This window comes from Pseudomonas sp. p99-361, assembly GCF_003935475.1.
In the GTDB taxonomy this organism is placed as follows: domain Bacteria; phylum Pseudomonadota; class Gammaproteobacteria; order Pseudomonadales; family Pseudomonadaceae; genus Aquipseudomonas; species Aquipseudomonas juntendi.
Genome location: NZ_RHQO01000088.1, coordinates 1 through 16,241, shown reverse-complemented (window position 1 = coordinate 16,241; position 16,241 = coordinate 1). Strand labels below are relative to the sequence as shown.

Genomic DNA, 16,241 nt, shown 5'->3' with positions numbered 1-16,241 from the left:
CGGGCGGCGCTCGCTCTAACAGGCGCTGCATACCTTGTGGCAAACACCTGTCAGCCCTGATGCGATCCCCGTGGGAGGCTTGCCGGCGATGGGACCGGTACAGGCTGGCTTAGAAATCGACGCTAACCCCCAGACTCACCCCCTGCTGCGTCAGCTCATCACTCTTGCGCCAATTGTAGTTGCCGCGCAAATGCACCCCCGCCACCACTTCATGGCTTACCCCCAGGCTGGCCCGGGTCAGGTCGCTGTGTGGCGTATACCCGGTCAGGGTGAAGTCATTCGCCGGCAAGCTGGTCAGGTGCATGGTCACGTCCTGCTGGTCATCCTCGAACTCATGCTCTTGCGCCACCTCGGCGAACAGCCGGGTAGAGGGCAGCACCTGCACGCTGCCCAGCAGCCCCACGCCCAGGCGGCGAGACGTGCGCTCCTGGTCATCGAAACCCAGGGCTGTGGAGCGCCCGCTCTTCTCGTTGTAGCCGTCCACCTTGACCCGCGCGTAGTCGGCGCTGATGAACGGCGCCAGTTGCCAGTTGCTGCTGTCCGCCGCCAGGTTGTAGCCCAGCCGTGCGGACATCGCCCAGGCTTCACCGTCGGTGTCGCCCTTTTCGCTACGGTCGTTCACGCCCAGGGCAAAGGTGCGCTTGAGGTCGCTATAGTCCAGGTGCCCGGCTGTCAGCGCTGCATCGGCCCACCAGCGGTCCTGCCGGTACTGGGCGAAGGCGCTGGCCAGGTAGCTGTCGAGCTTGTAGTCCGAATCTTGCGTGCCTGCTTCCAGTTTCTGCCGGTAGACGCCGCCCGCGAGCCCCAGGCGCCAGGCATCGTTCAGGCGGTAGCTGCCACCCACGGTCAGGTTGTAGCCCCGGCCATCGCCGCTGGCCGCGCTGCCCTGGCTGTCGAAGTCCAGGTCCTGGGCGCCGCTGCTGACAAACGCTTGCCACTGGCCGATCGCCTGCCATGGCGTTTGCCATTGGCTACGCAATTCATCCTGGTGGGCACGCAGGCTGGCGTGGGCCATTTCCGGCAGCAGGGACAGTTCCCATGGCGCGGACAGGATCGAGTAGGCGTAATCGGCAATCAGTTGCTGGCCGGCGATGGTCGGGTGCACCGAATCGTTGAACAGTAGCCGGGTCGGGTCTGGCGTGGTGCCGTCGATGCCATGGACCGGGTTGCCCACGCAGCCTTGCCCGCTGTAGCAAGTGCCGACCAGGTTCTGGTCAGGTGCCAGGCCGAACTGGCTGGGGCTGGCCAAGGCCTCGCTCAGCAACACAGGGATGTTCAGGGGGATGACTTGGGCATCGATCTGCCTCAGCTGGCCCAGCAGCGATTGATTGAACGCCCCGGACAGCAACGAGAGCGGGTTCTGTTGCGGCGTGCCGCTGAAGTTCGGTGTTTGGCCAAGGTCGGGTAGCAGCCAGACCATGATGTAGCGTGCGCCGCCCTGTTGCAGGGCCTGAGCGCTGGCGGCCAGCCGAGCACCGGCCGCCACTGCGTCGGCCGGGCTGTTGACCAGACCTTGCAGAAAGTCGTTGCCGCCGCCGGTCAGGTAGTACAGGGCATTGGGGTCGGCGCGCAGCCCGTTGGCCAGGTAGCCAGGCTTCTCTCGCAACACCGTCCCGGCGCCTGGGTTGCCGGGTGGAATGACGGTTCTGGAGGTTTCGGTGATCGAATCAAGAATCTGTTGCGTGGTGTAGCCCCCTACCGCCCAGTTGTTGCCGTCGGGGCGAACACCGACCGAGGTGGAGGGGTTCAGCGCGTTGGGGTCGATACCCAACCGCCCACCGAGGATCATCGGCGACACCGGGGCAAAATTGCCGTCGGCATCACGGTTGGTGAAGCGGGCGCCGGAGGTGCCACCTGTCAGGTCGGGGAACTGCCCGGCATCTGCCAGGCTGTCGCCGAATACGATCAGCGTGGAATAGGGCGAGGGGGCAGCAAAGGCCTGGCTGCAGGCCAGGGCTAATGAAGCGAAGGCAAAGCGCAAAAGTGGAGCTTTTCTCATCGCGGAACATCCTTTTCTTTGTTTTTATGAGAACAACCTGATCGACATTAGCAAATCGTGGGGCTTCGCTCCCAAGTCCATTCGTTTCCCCGTGTTTACAGGCATATTGCGCCCGCCGCGCCGGTAGGCTACTGTGCCGTGACGTATGAGCGAGACCTACCCTGTGTTGATCGTCAGCAAACTCTTGATGCGCGTAATCAAGGCCCACGCCCGTTGGCGTTGGCGCGCCTGACTTTATCCCCTGCCGGCCAGTCCGGCCCGCCCCTGTTTGCCTTCCTGTTCCTCGCCCTCAAGTGGCACAGCCACCGCTATGGCGGGCAGAGGGAGGTTCGAATTTGAAGTCAGTAAGTTCAAGAGGTTTAACACCATGTTACTGATGATCGACAACTACGACTCATTTACTTACAACGTTGTGCAGTACCTTGGCGAGCTGGGTGCCGAGGTCAAGGTCGTTCGCAATGACGAACTGACCATTGCCCAGATCGAAGCCCTGAACCCCGAGCGGATCGTCGTCTCCCCTGGCCCGTGCACGCCGAGCGAGGCGGGCGTGTCCATCGAGGCCATCCTGCATTTCGCCGGCAAGCTGCCGATCCTCGGCGTATGCCTGGGCCACCAGTCCATCGGCCAGGCCTTTGGTGGTGACGTGGTCCGGGCTCGCCAGGTGATGCATGGCAAGACCAGCCCGGTACTCCACCGCGACCTCGGCGTGTTTGCCGGCCTCAACAACCCGCTGACGGTGACCCGCTACCACTCGCTGGTGGTCAAGCGCGACACCCTGCCTGACTGCCTGGAAGTGACCGCCTGGACGGCCCATGCAGATGGTTCGGTCGACGAGATCATGGGCCTGCGCCACAAAACGCTGAACATCGAAGGGGTGCAGTTCCACCCTGAGTCGATCCTCACCGAGCAGGGCCACGAGCTGTTCGCCAACTTCCTCAAGCAGACCGGCGGCCGCCGCTAAGGATTGAATATGGATATCAAAAGCGCGCTGAGCCGTATCGTTGGCCAGCTGGACCTTTCGACCGAAGAAATGCGCGATGTGATGCGCCAGATCATGACAGGCCAGTGCAGCGAGGCGCAGATCGGCGCCTTCCTGATGGGCATGCGCATGAAAAGCGAGAGCATCGACGAGATCGTGGGCGCGGTATCGGTGATGCGCGAGCTGGCCGACAAGGTCGAACTGCAGAGCCTGGAGGGTGTGGTGGATATCGTCGGTACCGGCGGTGACGGTGCCAACATCTTCAACGTTTCCACCGCTTCGTCGTTCGTGCTGGCGGCGGCGGGCTGCCCAGTGGCCAAGCATGGCAACCGCGCGGTGTCGGGCAAGAGCGGCAGTGCCGACTTGCTGGAAGCTGCCGGTATCTACCTGAACCTGACGCCAACGCAAGTGGGCCGCTGCATCGACAGCCTGGGGATCGGCTTCATGTTCGCGCAAAGCCATCACTCGGCAATGAAGCACGCCGCTGGCCCGCGCCGCGAGCTGGGTATGCGTACCCTGTTCAACATGCTCGGCCCGCTTACGAATCCGGCCGGGGTGAAACACCAGGTGGTCGGCGTGTTCGCTCAGGCCCTGTGCCGGCCGTTGGCCGAGGTGCTGCAGCGCCTGGGCAGCAAGCATGTGCTGGTGGTGCACTCAAAGGATGGCCTGGATGAGTTCAGCCTGGCTGCCCCCACCTTTGTGGCCGAGCTGAAGAACGACCAGATCACCGAATACTGGGTCGAGCCGGAAGACCTCGGCATGAAAAGCCAGAGCCTGCATGGCCTGGCCGTTGAGAGCCCGCAGGCGTCACTGGAACTGATCCGTGATGCACTGGGCCGCCGCAAGACTGAAAACGGCCAGAAAGCTGCCGAGATGATCGTGCTCAATGCCGGTGCGGCGCTGTATGCCGCTGACCATGCCATGAGCCTGAAAGCCGGTGTGGAACTGGCCCATGACGTACTGCACACCGGCCTGGCCTGGGAAAAGCTGCAGGAATTGGGTGCATTTACTGCAGTATTCAAGGTGGAGAACGAAGCATGAGCGTGCCGACGGTGCTGGAAAAGATCATTGCCCGCAAGTTCCAGGAAGTGGCCGAGCGCAGCGCGCGGGTCAGCCTTCGCGAACTGGAGGGCCTGGCCAAGGCCGCTGACGCTCCCCGGGGCTTTGCCAATGCCTTGATCGAGCAGGCCAAGCGCAAGCAGCCTGCGGTGATTGCCGAAATCAAGAAGGCCTCGCCCAGCAAGGGCGTGATCCGTGAAGACTTCAGGCCGGCGGAAATCGCTGTCAGCTATGAGAAAGGCGGTGCTACCTGCCTGTCGGTGCTGACCGATGTGGATTACTTCCTGGGTGCCGATGAGTACTTGCAGCAGGCTCGTGCGGCGGTTTCCCTGCCCGTGATCCGCAAGGATTTCATGATCGACCCCTACCAGATCGTCGAGGCGCGGGCCTTGGGTGCGGACTGCGTGCTGCTGATCGTGTCGGCGCTGGATGACGTGAAGATGGCCGAACTGGCCGCCACCGCCAATGACGTCGGCCTCGATGTACTGGTAGAAGTGCACGATGGCGATGAGCTGGAGCGTGCGCTGAAAACCCTGGATACACCGCTGGTGGGCGTGAACAACCGCAACCTGCACACCTTTGAAGTCAGCCTGGAAACCACCCTCGACCTGCTGCCGCGCATACCGCGTGATCGCCTGGCAATTACCGAGAGCGGTATCTTGAACCGGGCCGATGTCGAGCTGATGGCGATCAATGACGTTTATTCGTTCCTGGTGGGTGAGGCATTCATGCGCGCCGAACAACCTGGGCTGGAGCTGCAGCGGCTGTTCTTCCCGGACCAGGTGAAGAAAACTGTTCAGCAACTGGACTGATTGCAATGAAGCCGGCGTGATTGCCGGCTTTTTTACAGGCCCGGCAAGAGGCCCTTGAAAACAACATCCAAGGTGGAGCGATGAGCGATCAACCCCTGGCCCTGACCGTCGAGCAGGGCTTGCACGCCGAGCAGGACCTGCTGGCCGCCGTTTGCCGCGGCGAACGCGAGAGTGGTGTGCTGTTCTGGCGCCCCACTGACCATGCCTTGGTCATGCCCCGGCGCATGAGCCGGTTGGCCAATTTCGAAACAGCCTGCGCAGAGCTGGCGATCGCCGGCTGGCCGGTACTGTTGCGTGAAACCGGTGGTGAGCCGGTACCGCAGTCGCATGCCACCGTGAACGTGGCGCTTGTCTATGCCGCGCCGCCCAGCGAAGGCGACCATGGCCGTATCGAAACCGCTTATGAGCGCCTGTGCCTGCCACTGTGCGATGTGTTGCGCGAGTGGGGCGGGGTAGCGTCGGTGGGGGAAATCGACGGCGCCTTTTGCGATGGCCGCTACAACGTCAACCTCAATGGCCGCAAGCTGGTCGGTACCGCCCAGCGCTGGCGCCAGGGCCTGGGCGGCAAACGCCCGGTGGTACTGGTGCACGGCGCGTTGTTACTGGACAACGAACGTGAGGCGATGGTGGCGGCGGTCAACCGTTTCAACGAATGCTGCGAGCTGGAGCAGCGTTGCCGCGCCGACGCACACATTGCCTTGCACGAAGTGGCGCCCGCAGTGCCCTGGTTCCAGCGCCTTTCGCAAGCTTACGCCAAGGTCTTGGCCGACCTGCCCAGGGATTAGCGGGTACCGTAGATCACCATGGTCTTGCCTTTGACATGGACCAGGCTGCGCTCTTCGAGGTCTTTGAGCACGCGGCCGACCATTTCCCGCGAGCAACCGACGATGCGGCCGATTTCCTGGCGGGTGATCTTGATCTGCATGCCATCCGGATGGGTCATGGCGTCGGGCTGCTTGCACAGCTCCAGCAGGCAGCGGGCGACGCGGCCGGTTACGTCGAAGAACGCCAGGTCGCCGACCTTGCGTGTGGTATTACGAAGGCGTTGGGCCATCTGGCTGCCCAGGGCGTAGAGAATTTCCGGGTCCTGGCGCGCCACTTCGCGAAATTTCTCGTAACTGATCTCGGCCACTTCGCATTCCGTCTTCGCCCGTACCCAGGCGCTGCGCTGCTGCTCACCCTCAACGGGCTCGAACAGCCCCAGCTCGCCAAAGAAATCGCCCGGGTTGAGGTAGGCGATGATCATTTCATGACCGTCATCGTCTTCGATGATGATGGTGACCGACCCCTTGATGATGAACGACAGTGTTTCGGCCCGGTCGCCAGCGCAGATGATGTTGCTTTTTGCGGTGAAGCGGCGGCGCTGGCAGTGCACCAGCAACTTGTCGATGTTCTTGATCTTTGCGGGTAGGGCAGAGGCAACCATCACGAAGTCCTGTTCGATACTAGGCTTGGGTATTTTTTGTAAATCGACAGCGGCAGGCGCCAGTCATTTGGCGCCAGCTTATCAGACACTACAAGATGTTTCGGTACTAAACCGAGTCCTCTCGTACTTTTCCCACAGCCACACAAGGTCTAAGCTGACACCCTTTTCCGAATATCAGGAGTCCAGGTAGATGAAGGCACGTATCCAGTGGGCCGGTGAGGCAATGTTTCTCGGCGAATCGGGCAGCGGCCATGTCGTCGTGATGGATGGCCCGCCCGAGGCCGGCGGCCGCAACCTGGGTGTGCGCCCTATGGAGATGCTGCTGTTGGGGTTGGGTGGCTGCAGCAGCTTTGACGTGGTCAGCATTCTGAAGAAGTCGCGCCAGGCGGTGGAGAGCTGCGAGGCGTTTCTGGAAGCCGAGCGCGCCAGTGAAGACCCGAAAGTGTTCACCAAGATCCACATGAACTTCGTCGTTAAGGGGCGCGGGCTGAAAGAAGCGCAGGTCAAGCGCGCGGTAGAGCTGTCGGCAGAGAAGTACTGCTCTGCGTCGATCATGCTCGAGCGTGCCGGGGTCGAGATTACCCACGGGTACGAGATTGTAGAGTTGGGTTGAAGCCGGGTTTTTTGGGGCCGCCAAGCGGCCCCGATACCATCAGCTGCGCAGTGCCGGTAATGCAGAGCGAAGCCATGCCGGCAAGCCGCTGCGCATTGCGCGGCTCAACCGCTCCCGGCGCTTCTGGTAGACCAGCCCCAGCCAGATGACCCCCAGCCCGATCAGCGTCACCACGACCGGGAACAGCAGCGATTGCGCGAATACCTCATACGCCAGGTAGCCCAGGTAGGCCGCAACCCCCAGCGCGCCGAACACCATGAACACCGGCCGGCGCAGCAGCACTGCCATGCCCATCAGCGCAATGTTTATCAGGCAGTACAGCGCCTTGCCCAGCTCGCTGCCGCTGTCCAGTAGCGTCAGCCCGCCCCAGAATGCCGCCAGCCCTGCCAGGTACCCCCAGCGGGCATAGTCCTCGCGTGTACGGCCGTCCACCAGCAGGAACACCACCAGCATTCCCAGGCCGAACCACAGCGAAACCTGACGGCGCTGCGCCCAGCTGAACGGCGAGCCGAAGAGCCACTCAGTCATGTCCATCGACATGAACCATAGGGCCACGGCGATCGGCATGACGATGAACGGGTAAGGGATCAACCGCAGCATCAGCAAACCGGCCACTACCGTGGCCGCCTCCATCGCCAGCCAGCCGCCTTGCACGTAGGTGTAGTAGTGGTGGTAGTTGGCCTGGGTGTCATCCATTGGCCACCAACCCGCCAAGCGTTCGATGGCGAACACTGCCAGCGGCACGATACTGACCGCGACGGCGGCCAGTACCCCGGCGGCTACGGGCTGCGCACGCCGCTGCAAGTTGAGGGCAAACAAGGTGATCAGCCCGATGTACAGGCTGGCGATGACCAGCAGTGCGGCGTCGCCGATGCTCATCCAGGCCTCGGTGAGCAACCAGCCCATGGCCGCCATGATCAGCATGGCGCCGAAGTAGAAGGCGACATGGGCCAGCTGAAAGGTACCGCGTGCTGGCGGTTGCTGGCGCAGGAACGCCAGCAGGGCCTGGTCCTGGCCAGGCTGGAGAACGCCGGCTTGCACGGCACGCGCCAGGTCCTTGGCGTCGATTCGGTCCGTCATGGGGCAGCCTTCAGATGCGGTAGGTGCTCTTGGTCATGACCTTGGCCAGCAAGCTCATACCGAAGCGCACAGGAGCAGGGAAAAGGTAGCCACCGGCTTCCAGGGCGGACTCGGCGTGCTGCTCTTCGTCGACGCGCATCTGCTCGAGAATGGCGCGGGACTTTTCGTCTTCTTGCGGCAACTGCTCAAGGTGTTCGTCCAGGTGCTTGCATACCTGGTGCTCGGTGGCGGCGACGAAACCCAGGCTGACCTTGTCGCTGACCAGCCCGGCCAGTGCGCCGATGCCGAAGGACATGCCATAGAACAGGGGGTTGAGCACACTTGGGTGGCTGTTCAGCTGGCGAATGCGTTGCTCGCACCACGCCAGGTGGTCGATTTCTTCCTCGGCGGCATGTTCCATGGCCTTGCGCACTTCGGGCAGCTTGGCCGTCAGGGCCTGACCTTGGTACAGCGCCTGGGCGCAGACTTCACCGGTATGGTTGATGCGCATCAGCCCGGCAATGTGGCGGGTTTGCTGTTCGTCCAGGTTGGCGTCTGGCTGGATGATGGCCGGTGACGGCCGGGCGGGTTGGCCGCTGAAGGGCAGCAAGGTGCGCATGGCGGTATCGGCCTGCAGCAACAAGCGGTCGAGCGGCGAGTAGTGACGTTCGGTAGCCATCGGGCACCTCCGCAAGAATGTGCCCGACAGTTTACCGCAATAGCGGCGGGGTCGCTTGCCGTGGATCAGCCCGGCGGCCAGTTCATCTGGCGCTGGCCGAGCACGTGCATATGGATGTGGTAGACGGTCTGGCCGCCCTGCTCGTTGCAGTTCATGACCACGCGGAAACCGTCATCACAGCCAAGTTCCTTGGCCAGGCGCTGGGCGGTGAACAGGATGTGGCCAGCCAGGCCTTTGTCCTCTTCGGTCAGGTCGTTGAGGGTCGGAATATGCTTTTTCGGGATGACCAGAAAATGCACGGGCGCCTGGGGGGCGATGTCGTGGAACGCCAGAACCTGGTCGTCCTCGTAGATGATCTTCGCCGGGATCTCCCGGTTGATGATCTTGATGAATAAATCGTCCACAGCACTTGCTCCATGGTGAGGGTCGGGCCGAGTGTACTCAGCCAAGCGCCAATCGCCCAGTGGCTATTCCATGCCGGCCGGGCAATAGCGGCGGTGAATGGCGCCGGCCAGTTTGCGTACCAGCCAGCGTGGCAGCAGACGGGGGGCGAAGGCCAGCCAGCGGTTGCGCCGCCCTGGCATGATCAGGGCGCGGTTCCTGTCCAGCGCCCGCACCGTGTACAGGGCCACTTCCTCGGGGCTCAGGCAGCGTGGCTTGCCATCCAGGCGGGGGATGCGCCGCCGTGCAGAGCATACCGGGCCGGGGCACAGTACCGAGACCTTGATGCCGGCGCGCTTGAGCTCCTCGCGCAGTGCCTGGGAAAAGCTCAGCACGTAGGCTTTGCTGGCGGCATAGGCCGCCATCCATGGCCCAGGTGCGACCCCGGCCAGGCCTGCAACGTTGAGAATCTGCCCGCCACCCTGCACAGCCATCAGGTTGCCGATTGCATGGCATAGCCGGCTCATGGCCAGCACGTTGACCTCGAGCAGGTCTTGCTCGTCGGCCCACTCATGGGCCAGGAATGGGCCGTAGGTGCGCAAACCGGCACAGTTGACCAGCAGGTCGATGCGCCGCTCGCCTTCTTCCAGCTCCAGCACGAAACCTGACAGGCGCAGCGGCTGGCTGAGGTCGCAGGCGCGGAACAGTACCTCTACGCCAAAGCGTTGGGTCAGCTCGAGGGCGACCGGTTCCAGCGTTTCGCGCTGGCGTGCCACCAGGATCAGGTTGCGTCCACGCCGTGCCAGCGCTTCCGCCAGGGCCAGGCCCAGGCCGCTGGAAGCACCAGTGATCATGGCGTAACGGGACATGCAAGGCTCCTGGGGGCGGAAGAGGGCGCCTAGTGTACAGCTTGCCCGTGCCAGGTGCTGCGTTTTGCTACAAGGCCCGGGGGCCAATGGCCTGGCAGCGCGGCTGGGCTTGCTGATAGTTGAGGTGGCTGTGTCAGAACGGCTTGACCACCACCAGAATCACGATGCCCAGCAGGATGAGCACGGGCACTTCGTTGAACCAGCGATAATAGACGTGGCTGCGTGTGTTGGTGCCGCTGGCGAAGCGTTTGCGCTGGGCGCCACACACGTGATGGTAGCCGGTGAGCAGGATTACCAGGGTCAGCTTGGCATGCAGCCAGCCCTGGCTCAGCCAGCCGGGGTTGAGGTAGAGCATCCAGGCGCCAAATACATAGGTGGCGATCATTGCCGGGTTCATGATGCCGCGGTAGAGCTTGCGCTCCATGGTCACGAAGCGTTCTTGGCTGATGCTGTCCTGGCTCTGGGCGTGGTAGACGAACAGCCGCGGCAGATAGAACAGGCCGGCGAACCAGCAGACTACGCTGACGATATGCAGCGCTTTGATCCATAGGTAAAGCATGGAGGGTGTTCCTTCAGATAATCACGGTCGTCAGATAGTAGTGGTCGGGCGCCGGAAGGGACACCCGGAGAGTTGTTACAGGCGCCTCGCGCCCCTATTATCGTGCGCTTTCCAGACGGCTCGTTGATAAGGGGCAAGCGTTATGATCAAGGTCGGTATTGTTGGCGGCACCGGTTACACCGGCGTCGAACTGTTGCGTCTGCTGGCACAGCATCCACAGGCCGAAGTGGCTGTCATCACTTCGCGCTCGGAGGCGGGCGTGGCGGTGGCAGACATGTACCCGAACCTGCGCGGCCACTATGACGGGCTGGCGTTCAGCGTACCCGACAGCAAGGCGCTGGCTGCTTGCGACGTCGTGTTCTTCGCCACACCGCATGGCGTTGCCCACGCACTGGCCGGCGAATTGCTGGCGGCGGGTACCAAGGTGATCGACCTGTCGGCTGACTTCCGTCTGCAGGATGCCACCGAGTGGGGCAAGTGGTACGGTCAGCCGCATGGCGCGCCTGAACTGCTCAAGGATGCCGTGTATGGCCTGCCCGAAGTGAACCGCGAGAAGATTCGCCAGGCGCGTCTGATTGCCGTGCCGGGTTGCTACCCGACCGCCACCCAGCTCGGTTTCCTGCCGTTACTGGAAGCGGGTCTGGCCGACCCCGCGCGGCTGATCGCCGACTGCAAGTCGGGTGTCAGCGGCGCCGGGCGTGGTGCGGCAGTGGGTTCGCTGTTCTGCGAAGCCGGTGAAAGCATGAAGGCCTATGCCGTCAAGGGGCATCGCCACTTGCCGGAAATCAGCCAGGGCCTGCGCCAGGCGGCCGGCAAGGACATCGGGCTGACGTTCGTGCCGCACCTGACACCGATGATCCGTGGTATCCACGCCACCCTGTACGCGAACGTGGCCGATACTTCGGTCGACCTGCAGGCGCTGTTCGAGAAGCGCTACGCCGATGAGCCGTTCGTCGACGTGATGCCGGCCGGTAGCCACCCGGAAACCCGCAGCGTGCGCGGTGCCAACGTTTGCCGCATTGCCGTTCATCGCCCGCAGGGCGGGGACCTGGTAGTGGTGCTGTCGGTGATCGACAACCTGGTGAAGGGGGCTTCGGGGCAGGCAGTGCAGAACCTCAACATCCTGTTTGGTCTGGATGAGCGCATGGGCCTGTCCCACGCAGGCCTGCTGCCGTGACAGACGCCGCGAGCAACACCCCTGCGGGTGGAGCTTGCGGCGTGTAGGTTGTCGCTTGCGGCTTACGTATTGTTGACCAATTTTCTCGGGAAAGCGGATAATGCGCGTCATCGAGAGTTATATGGCGGCTACCGCGCCGGGAGAATCAACATGAGCGTCGAAACCTTCACCCCTACCGGCCTGGAATTCACCCATGGCGCAGCCCAGAAGGTGAAGAACCTGGTCAATGAGGAAGGCAATGAACGTCTGAAGCTGCGGGTGTTCGTGACCGGTGGCGGTTGCTCGGGCTTTCAGTACGGCTTCACCTTCGATGAAGACGTGGCTGAAGACGACACCATCGTCGAGCGCGAAGGCGTTTCCCTGGTGGTCGACCCGATGAGCTTCCAGTACCTGGCCGGTGCCGAAGTGGACTACCAGGAAGGCCTGGAAGGTTCGCGCTTTGTGATCAAGAACCCGAATGCCGCCACCACCTGCGGTTGCGGGTCGTCGTTCTCGATCTGAATTCGGGCCGATACGAAAACGCCGCGCAATTGCGCGGCGTTTTGCTTTCTGCCCGGGTGTCATGCCGGGTAGATTGCGCCGAGTACGCGTAGGCCCCTGGCGGCAGTGACGCTGGGGCGGTTGGCGGCGATGCCCTCCAGGCAGCAATGGGCCAGCCAGGCAAAGGCCATGGCTTCGACCCAGTCAGGGTCTACGCCATGGGCGCTGGTGCTTGTAACACGTGCAGTGGGCAGCAGTTGGCCGAGGCGGGCCATCAGCGCACCGTTGCGGGCGCCTCCACCGCAGACCAACAGCGCTTCGGTGCCTTGTTGCGCTTTTTCCAGCGAGTCGATGATGCTGCGTGCGGTCAGCTCCAGCAGTGTCGCCTGCACATCCTCGTCCCGGTAGGCGGGCAGGCCGGCGAGGTGGCGGTCGAGCCAAGGCAGGTTGAACACCTCACGGCCGGTACTCTTGGGGCCGCTGCCCGCGAAGAACGGGTCGCTCATCAATGCATGCAGCAAATCGGCCTGCACCACGCCGGTGGCAGCCCAGGCACCGTCGGCATCGTAAGCCTGGCCGCGTTTGCGCTCGACCCAGGCATCCAGCAAAACATTGCCTGGGCCACAATCAAAGCCATGCACCGGTGCATCCCGCTCGAGCAGGCTGAGGTTGCTGAAACCGCCCACATTGAGAATCGCTACCCGTTGGCCCAGGTGGCTGAACAGGGTTTCGTGGAAGGCCGGGACAAGTGGCGCGCCTTGCCCGCCGGCGGCCACATCGCGGCGGCGGAAGTCGGCTACCACGCTGATACCAGTAAGCTCGGCGAGCAGCGCGGGGTTACCGATCTGTACGGTGAAGCCGCGGGCGGGTTCGTGACGGACCGTCTGACCATGGCTACCAATGGCGCGTATGGCGTCAGCCTGCAGGCCCTGCTGAGCGAGCAGCTGGCGTATACCCTCGGCCGCAAGGGTGGCCCAGTGATTTTCCGCCAATGCTGCCCGGGCGATTTCGTCAGGGCCGCTACTGCACAGGGCAAGCAAGTCCTGGCGCAGGCTGGCGGGCATTGGCAGGTAGAGCGTGGCGAGCAGTTCAAGCTGCTCGCCTTGTTCGACCAAGGCGATGTCCAGGCCATCCAGGCTGGTACCGGACATCACCCCCAGGTAAAGCGCCATGGCTTAGCGCTTGTTCGCGGCGAGCAGGGTGGCTTTTTCCTGATCCATGCGGGCGATCAGTGGCTGACTCTGCTGCAAGAAGCGTTGACGCTCGTTCTTGGCGATCGGGTCGGCCATTGGCACCTTCTGGCTCAGGGGGTCGACATGCACGCCGTTGACCTGGAACTCATAGTGAAGATGCGGCCCGGTGGAAAGGCCGGTGGTGCCGATGTAACCGATGATCTGGCCCTGCTTGACGATGCTACCGGTCTTGATGCCTTTGGCAAAGCCCTGCATGTGGCCATACAGCGTCTTGTAGCGGTTACCGTGCTGGATGATCACGGTGTTGCCGTAGCCGCCGCGGCGCCCGGCCAGTTCGATGCGGCCGTCGCCTGCTGCCTTGATAGGCGTGCCGCGTGGGGCTGCGTAGTCAACGCCCTTGTGCGCGCGAATCTTGTTCAGGATCGGGTGCTTGCGGCCGGCGGAGAAGCGCGAACTGATACGGGCGAAGTCCACCGGGGTGCGGATGAAGGCTTTGCGCAGGCTGTTGCCGTCGGCAGTGTAGTAGGTAGTGTTGCCCTGCTTGTTGGTGTAGCGCACGGCAGTGTAGGTTTTGCCACGGTTGGTGAAGCGCGCCGAAAGGATATTGCCCGTGCCGACGACCTTGCCATCCATCACCTTCTGCTCGTAGACCACGTCGAACTCGTCGCCTGGGCGAATATCCTGGGCGAAGTCGATGTCGTAGCCCAGCACGCGCGCCATGTCCATGGTCATGCTGTGGGAAAGGCCGGCACGCTGGGCAGATGCTGACAGCGAGCTTTTGATGACCCCGTGGGCATAGGCAGTACGCACCACCGGCTTGCTGATTTCACGGTTGAAGGTAAAGCCTTTGGCGCTTTTGCTCAGGCTGATGGTTTCAAGGTTGCTGACCTTGCTGTGCAGGCTGGCCAGTTGGCCATCCTTGTCGAGTTCGAACTGCAGGACCTGGCCGTGCTTGAGTTGGGTGAACTGCTTGGCCTGCTTGTTGCTGGCCAGCAGGTCGTGCACGGCATTGGCTGGCAGGCCGACCTTGGCAAACAGCGTGGACAGGGTATCGCCGCGCGCTACGGTAACCTCGCGGTGGCCTGGTTGCTTGGCGGCGTCGGCGACCTGTTTGGCGTCTTGCGTTGGCTGCTCGGCTTTCTGGGTTTCGGGTGTGGCTGCTTCTATCTGGGCGAAAGGTGAGCCTTGCTCACCCTGTGCCTGCACCATGGGCGCAGCGCGGGCTTCGTCCTTCAATTGTTCGGCAGGGCTTTCCAGCTCGAGGTTGAGGGTGGTTTTCTTGGCTTCCACTTCGCTGGACGGAAATACCAGCAAAGCCAGGCTGAGCAGGGCGGCAATGCCGCTGGCGGCCAACAGGTGGCTCTTCGGATAAAGCGGTGGCGCTTTAGGCGGTTCGTTGGTCATGGGTAAGGTGACTTTGAAAAAGGTGAAATGGAATAGATGAATGACATGATGAAGATGAAATAACTGTATAAAATATAACCAAATCCACTTTCACGCAAGGGCGCGTAGACGTCGCAAGCCTGTGCCCGGGTCACATTCCTTTGCAAAACTTGTATTTGACGGCCGATCTTGTATGGTTGGCTCCCCCTGAATCTGAGCCTTGCGGGTTTGTCTATGAAGTCGGTTGAAGAGCAGCTGGCGCTTATCAAGCGCGGTGCGGAAGAAGTACTGGTCGAGTCGGAACTGGTTGAGAAGCTCAAGCGCGGCCAACCTCTGCGCATCAAGGCCGGCTTCGACCCGACCGCCCCGGACCTGCACCTGGGGCACACGGTGCTGATCAACAAGCTGCGTCAGTTCCAGGAGCTGGGCCACCAGGTCATCTTCCTGATCGGCGACTTCACCGGCATGATCGGCGACCCAAGCGGCAAGAGCGCAACGCGTCCGCCGCTGACTCGTGAGCAGGTGCTGGACAACGCCGAGACCTACAAGCAGCAGGTGTTCAAGATTCTTGATCCGGCCAAGACCGAAGTCGCCTTCAACTCCACCTGGATGGACAAGCTGACCCCGGCCGACTTTATTCGCCTGGCCTCGCAGTACACGGTGGCGCGCATGCTCGAGCGCGATGACTTCGACAAGCGCTACACCACCAACCAGCCGATTGCCATTCACGAGTTCCTCTACCCGCTGGTGCAGGGCTACGATTCGGTCGCGCTGAAAGCAGACGTCGAGCTGGGTGGTACCGACCAGAAGTTCAACCTGCTGATGGGGCGCGAACTGCAGCGTGCCTATGGCCAGGAAGCGCAGACCATCGTGACCATGCCTTTGCTCGAAGGGCTGGACGGTGTGAAGAAAATGTCCAAGTCGCTGGGCAACTATGTCGGTATCCAGGAAGCGCCGGGCGTGATGTACAGCAAGCTGGTGTCGATCCCGGATACGCTCATGTGGCGTTACTTCGAGCTGCTGAGCTTCCGCTCCATGGAAGAGATTGAGCAGTTCCGCGCCGATGTGGCCAATGGCGCCAACCCGCGAGACATCAAGATCAAGCTGGCGGAAGAGATAGTCGCGCGTTTCCATGGTGAAGAGGCTGCCGCCAATGCGCACCGTGCTGCGGGCAACCGTATGAAAGAAGGCGAGCTGCCTGAAGACCTGCCGGAGGTAGAGGTGGTTTCGGCGGAAGACCTGCCTATCGCTGCGGTTCTGAACCGTGCTGGTCTGGTGAAGAACTCGGCGCAGGCGCGTGACTTGCTGAGTGCTGGTGCAGTGAAAGTGGATGGTGTGGTGGTCGACAAGGATTTCCTGTTTGGTCTGGGTGCTACGCATGTGTGCCAGGCGGGTAAGAAGTCCTTCGGGCGGGTTACGCTGAAGGCTGAGTGATTGCCTGGCGGTGTACCTATATAGAAGCGGGGAGGCCGAAAGGCCTCCCCGCTTTGCTTTTCAAGCGCCCTGAAAGTTTATTTGAATTAAAGGTTGACGCCCTCTCGAATCCCCTTATAATGCGCCCCACTTCCAGCGA

The 16,241-nt window shown here is 62.3% G+C and carries 17 protein-coding genes; 8 read left to right on the top strand and 9 right to left on the bottom strand.

Annotation, left to right across the window (positions count from 1 at the left end; genetic code table 11):
* Positions 1–109: 109 nt before the first annotated feature.
* Positions 110–1,999 carry an esterase EstP gene (estP, locus tag EGJ22_RS23605; protein WP_029887381.1) on the bottom strand — a complete coding sequence of 630 codons (1,890 nt, stop codon included), beginning with the start codon at positions 1,997–1,999 and terminating at the stop codon, positions 110–112.
* A gap of 367 nt (positions 2,000–2,366) precedes the next feature.
* Here estP and EGJ22_RS23600 point away from each other — a divergent pair, with 367 nt between their 5' ends.
* The 4 genes from EGJ22_RS23600 (at position 2,367) to EGJ22_RS23585 (ending at position 5,634) form a co-directional block, all read left to right on the top strand.
* On the top strand, positions 2,367–2,960 hold the full coding sequence (locus tag EGJ22_RS23600; protein ID WP_009681254.1) for an aminodeoxychorismate/anthranilate synthase component II: 594 nt from the start codon (positions 2,367–2,369) through the stop codon (positions 2,958–2,960).
* 9 nt (positions 2,961–2,969) lie between these two features.
* Positions 2,970–4,019: an anthranilate phosphoribosyltransferase gene (gene trpD / locus EGJ22_RS23595; protein WP_029887380.1), complete on the top strand. Its 1,050-nt coding sequence runs from the start codon at positions 2,970–2,972 to the stop codon at positions 4,017–4,019.
* A complete protein-coding gene (gene trpC, locus EGJ22_RS23590) occupies positions 4,016–4,849 on the top strand; it encodes an indole-3-glycerol phosphate synthase TrpC (RefSeq protein ID WP_009681256.1) in 834 nt (277 codons plus the stop codon). Before trpD ends, trpC begins: the two co-directional genes overlap by 4 nt.
* Before the next feature lie 80 nt (positions 4,850–4,929).
* Positions 4,930–5,634 carry a lipoate--protein ligase family protein gene (locus EGJ22_RS23585; RefSeq protein WP_029887379.1) on the top strand — a complete coding sequence of 235 codons (705 nt, stop codon included), beginning with the start codon at positions 4,930–4,932 and terminating at the stop codon, positions 5,632–5,634.
* Here EGJ22_RS23585 and crp read toward each other — a convergent pair.
* Positions 5,631–6,275 (bottom strand): cAMP-activated global transcriptional regulator CRP, encoded by a 645-nt coding sequence (crp, locus tag EGJ22_RS23580; protein WP_029887378.1) that lies wholly within the window; start codon positions 6,273–6,275, stop codon positions 5,631–5,633. The genes EGJ22_RS23585 and crp overlap by 4 nt on opposite strands.
* A gap of 190 nt (positions 6,276–6,465) precedes the next feature.
* On the opposite strand from crp, the gene EGJ22_RS23575 reads away from it, so the two are divergent.
* A complete protein-coding gene (locus EGJ22_RS23575; protein ID WP_004376171.1) occupies positions 6,466–6,888 on the top strand; it encodes an OsmC family protein in 423 nt (140 codons plus the stop codon).
* Positions 6,889–6,927: 39 nt separating this feature from the next.
* On the opposite strand, the gene EGJ22_RS23570 is transcribed toward EGJ22_RS23575, so the two are convergent.
* The 5 genes from EGJ22_RS23570 to hemJ form a co-directional block, all read right to left on the bottom strand.
* Entirely contained in the window at positions 6,928–7,968 is a 1,041-nt protein-coding gene (locus EGJ22_RS23570) for a hypothetical protein (protein WP_029887377.1), read from the bottom strand.
* Between the two features lie 10 nt (positions 7,969–7,978).
* Positions 7,979–8,626 carry a 2-polyprenyl-3-methyl-6-methoxy-1,4-benzoquinone monooxygenase gene (gene coq7, locus EGJ22_RS23565; RefSeq protein WP_125920424.1) on the bottom strand — a complete coding sequence of 216 codons (648 nt, stop codon included), beginning with the start codon at positions 8,624–8,626 and terminating at the stop codon, positions 7,979–7,981.
* Between the two features lie 65 nt (positions 8,627–8,691).
* Positions 8,692–9,030: a histidine triad nucleotide-binding protein gene (locus tag EGJ22_RS23560; protein ID WP_029887375.1), complete on the bottom strand. Its 339-nt coding sequence runs from the start codon at positions 9,028–9,030 to the stop codon at positions 8,692–8,694.
* 63 nt (positions 9,031–9,093) lie between these two features.
* Positions 9,094–9,876 (bottom strand): SDR family oxidoreductase, encoded by a 783-nt coding sequence (locus EGJ22_RS23555; RefSeq protein ID WP_029887374.1) that lies wholly within the window; start codon positions 9,874–9,876, stop codon positions 9,094–9,096.
* 133 nt (positions 9,877–10,009) lie between these two features.
* The gene (gene hemJ, locus EGJ22_RS23550; protein WP_029887373.1) at positions 10,010–10,435 is read right to left on the bottom strand and encodes a protoporphyrinogen oxidase HemJ; all 426 of its coding nucleotides are present in this window, start codon (positions 10,433–10,435) and stop codon (positions 10,010–10,012) included.
* A 142-nt stretch (positions 10,436–10,577) separates the two neighbouring features.
* On the opposite strand from hemJ, the gene argC reads away from it, so the two are divergent.
* Together argC and erpA are read left to right on the top strand one after the other, a co-directional pair.
* Entirely contained in the window at positions 10,578–11,612 is a 1,035-nt protein-coding gene (gene argC / locus EGJ22_RS23545) for an N-acetyl-gamma-glutamyl-phosphate reductase (protein WP_009681264.1), read from the top strand.
* 150 nt (positions 11,613–11,762) lie between these two features.
* On the top strand, positions 11,763–12,113 hold the full coding sequence (erpA, locus tag EGJ22_RS23540) for an iron-sulfur cluster insertion protein ErpA (RefSeq protein ID WP_003255511.1): 351 nt from the start codon (positions 11,763–11,765) through the stop codon (positions 12,111–12,113).
* Positions 12,114–12,172: 59 nt separating this feature from the next.
* Here the strand turns inward: erpA and EGJ22_RS23535 are convergent, their stop codons facing one another.
* Positions 12,173–13,264 carry an anhydro-N-acetylmuramic acid kinase gene (locus tag EGJ22_RS23535; protein WP_029887372.1) on the bottom strand — a complete coding sequence of 364 codons (1,092 nt, stop codon included), beginning with the start codon at positions 13,262–13,264 and terminating at the stop codon, positions 12,173–12,175.
* Between the two features lie 3 nt (positions 13,265–13,267).
* The gene (locus tag EGJ22_RS23530) at positions 13,268–14,689 is read right to left on the bottom strand and encodes a peptidoglycan DD-metalloendopeptidase family protein (RefSeq protein ID WP_029887371.1); all 1,422 of its coding nucleotides are present in this window, start codon (positions 14,687–14,689) and stop codon (positions 13,268–13,270) included.
* Positions 14,690–14,902: 213 nt separating this feature from the next.
* Between EGJ22_RS23530 and tyrS the strand changes: the two genes are divergently transcribed.
* Positions 14,903–16,102 carry a tyrosine--tRNA ligase gene (tyrS, locus tag EGJ22_RS23520; RefSeq protein WP_029887370.1) on the top strand — a complete coding sequence of 400 codons (1,200 nt, stop codon included), beginning with the start codon at positions 14,903–14,905 and terminating at the stop codon, positions 16,100–16,102.
* Positions 16,103–16,241 lie beyond the last annotated feature (139 nt).

Excerpts from the sequence above, each read along its gene's own strand:
- trpD (WP_029887380.1), top strand. The coding sequence starts at position 2,970 with ATGGATATCAAAAGCGCGCTGAGCCGTATCGTTGGCCAGCTGGACCTT.
- EGJ22_RS23530 (WP_029887371.1), bottom strand. The coding sequence starts at position 14,689 with ATGACCAACGAACCGCCTAAAGCGCCACCGCTTTATCCGAAGAGCCAC.
- coq7 (WP_125920424.1), bottom strand. The coding sequence starts at position 8,626 with ATGGCTACCGAACGTCACTACTCGCCGCTCGACCGCTTGTTGCTGCAG.
- hemJ (WP_029887373.1), bottom strand. The coding sequence starts at position 10,435 with ATGCTTTACCTATGGATCAAAGCGCTGCATATCGTCAGCGTAGTCTGC.
- crp (WP_029887378.1), bottom strand. The coding sequence starts at position 6,275 with ATGGTTGCCTCTGCCCTACCCGCAAAGATCAAGAACATCGACAAGTTG.
- trpC (WP_009681256.1), top strand. The coding sequence starts at position 4,016 with ATGAGCGTGCCGACGGTGCTGGAAAAGATCATTGCCCGCAAGTTCCAG.
- EGJ22_RS23570 (WP_029887377.1), bottom strand. The coding sequence starts at position 7,968 with ATGACGGACCGAATCGACGCCAAGGACCTGGCGCGTGCCGTGCAAGCC.
- EGJ22_RS23575 (WP_004376171.1), top strand. The coding sequence starts at position 6,466 with ATGAAGGCACGTATCCAGTGGGCCGGTGAGGCAATGTTTCTCGGCGAA.
- EGJ22_RS23585 (WP_029887379.1), top strand. The coding sequence starts at position 4,930 with ATGAGCGATCAACCCCTGGCCCTGACCGTCGAGCAGGGCTTGCACGCC.
- EGJ22_RS23535 (WP_029887372.1), bottom strand. The coding sequence starts at position 13,264 with ATGGCGCTTTACCTGGGGGTGATGTCCGGTACCAGCCTGGATGGCCTG.
- tyrS (WP_029887370.1), top strand. The coding sequence starts at position 14,903 with ATGAAGTCGGTTGAAGAGCAGCTGGCGCTTATCAAGCGCGGTGCGGAA.
- estP (WP_029887381.1), bottom strand. The coding sequence starts at position 1,999 with ATGAGAAAAGCTCCACTTTTGCGCTTTGCCTTCGCTTCATTAGCCCTG.
- EGJ22_RS23600 (WP_009681254.1), top strand. The coding sequence starts at position 2,367 with ATGTTACTGATGATCGACAACTACGACTCATTTACTTACAACGTTGTG.
- argC (WP_009681264.1), top strand. The coding sequence starts at position 10,578 with ATGATCAAGGTCGGTATTGTTGGCGGCACCGGTTACACCGGCGTCGAA.
- EGJ22_RS23555 (WP_029887374.1), bottom strand. The coding sequence starts at position 9,876 with ATGTCCCGTTACGCCATGATCACTGGTGCTTCCAGCGGCCTGGGCCTG.
- erpA (WP_003255511.1), top strand. The coding sequence starts at position 11,763 with ATGAGCGTCGAAACCTTCACCCCTACCGGCCTGGAATTCACCCATGGC.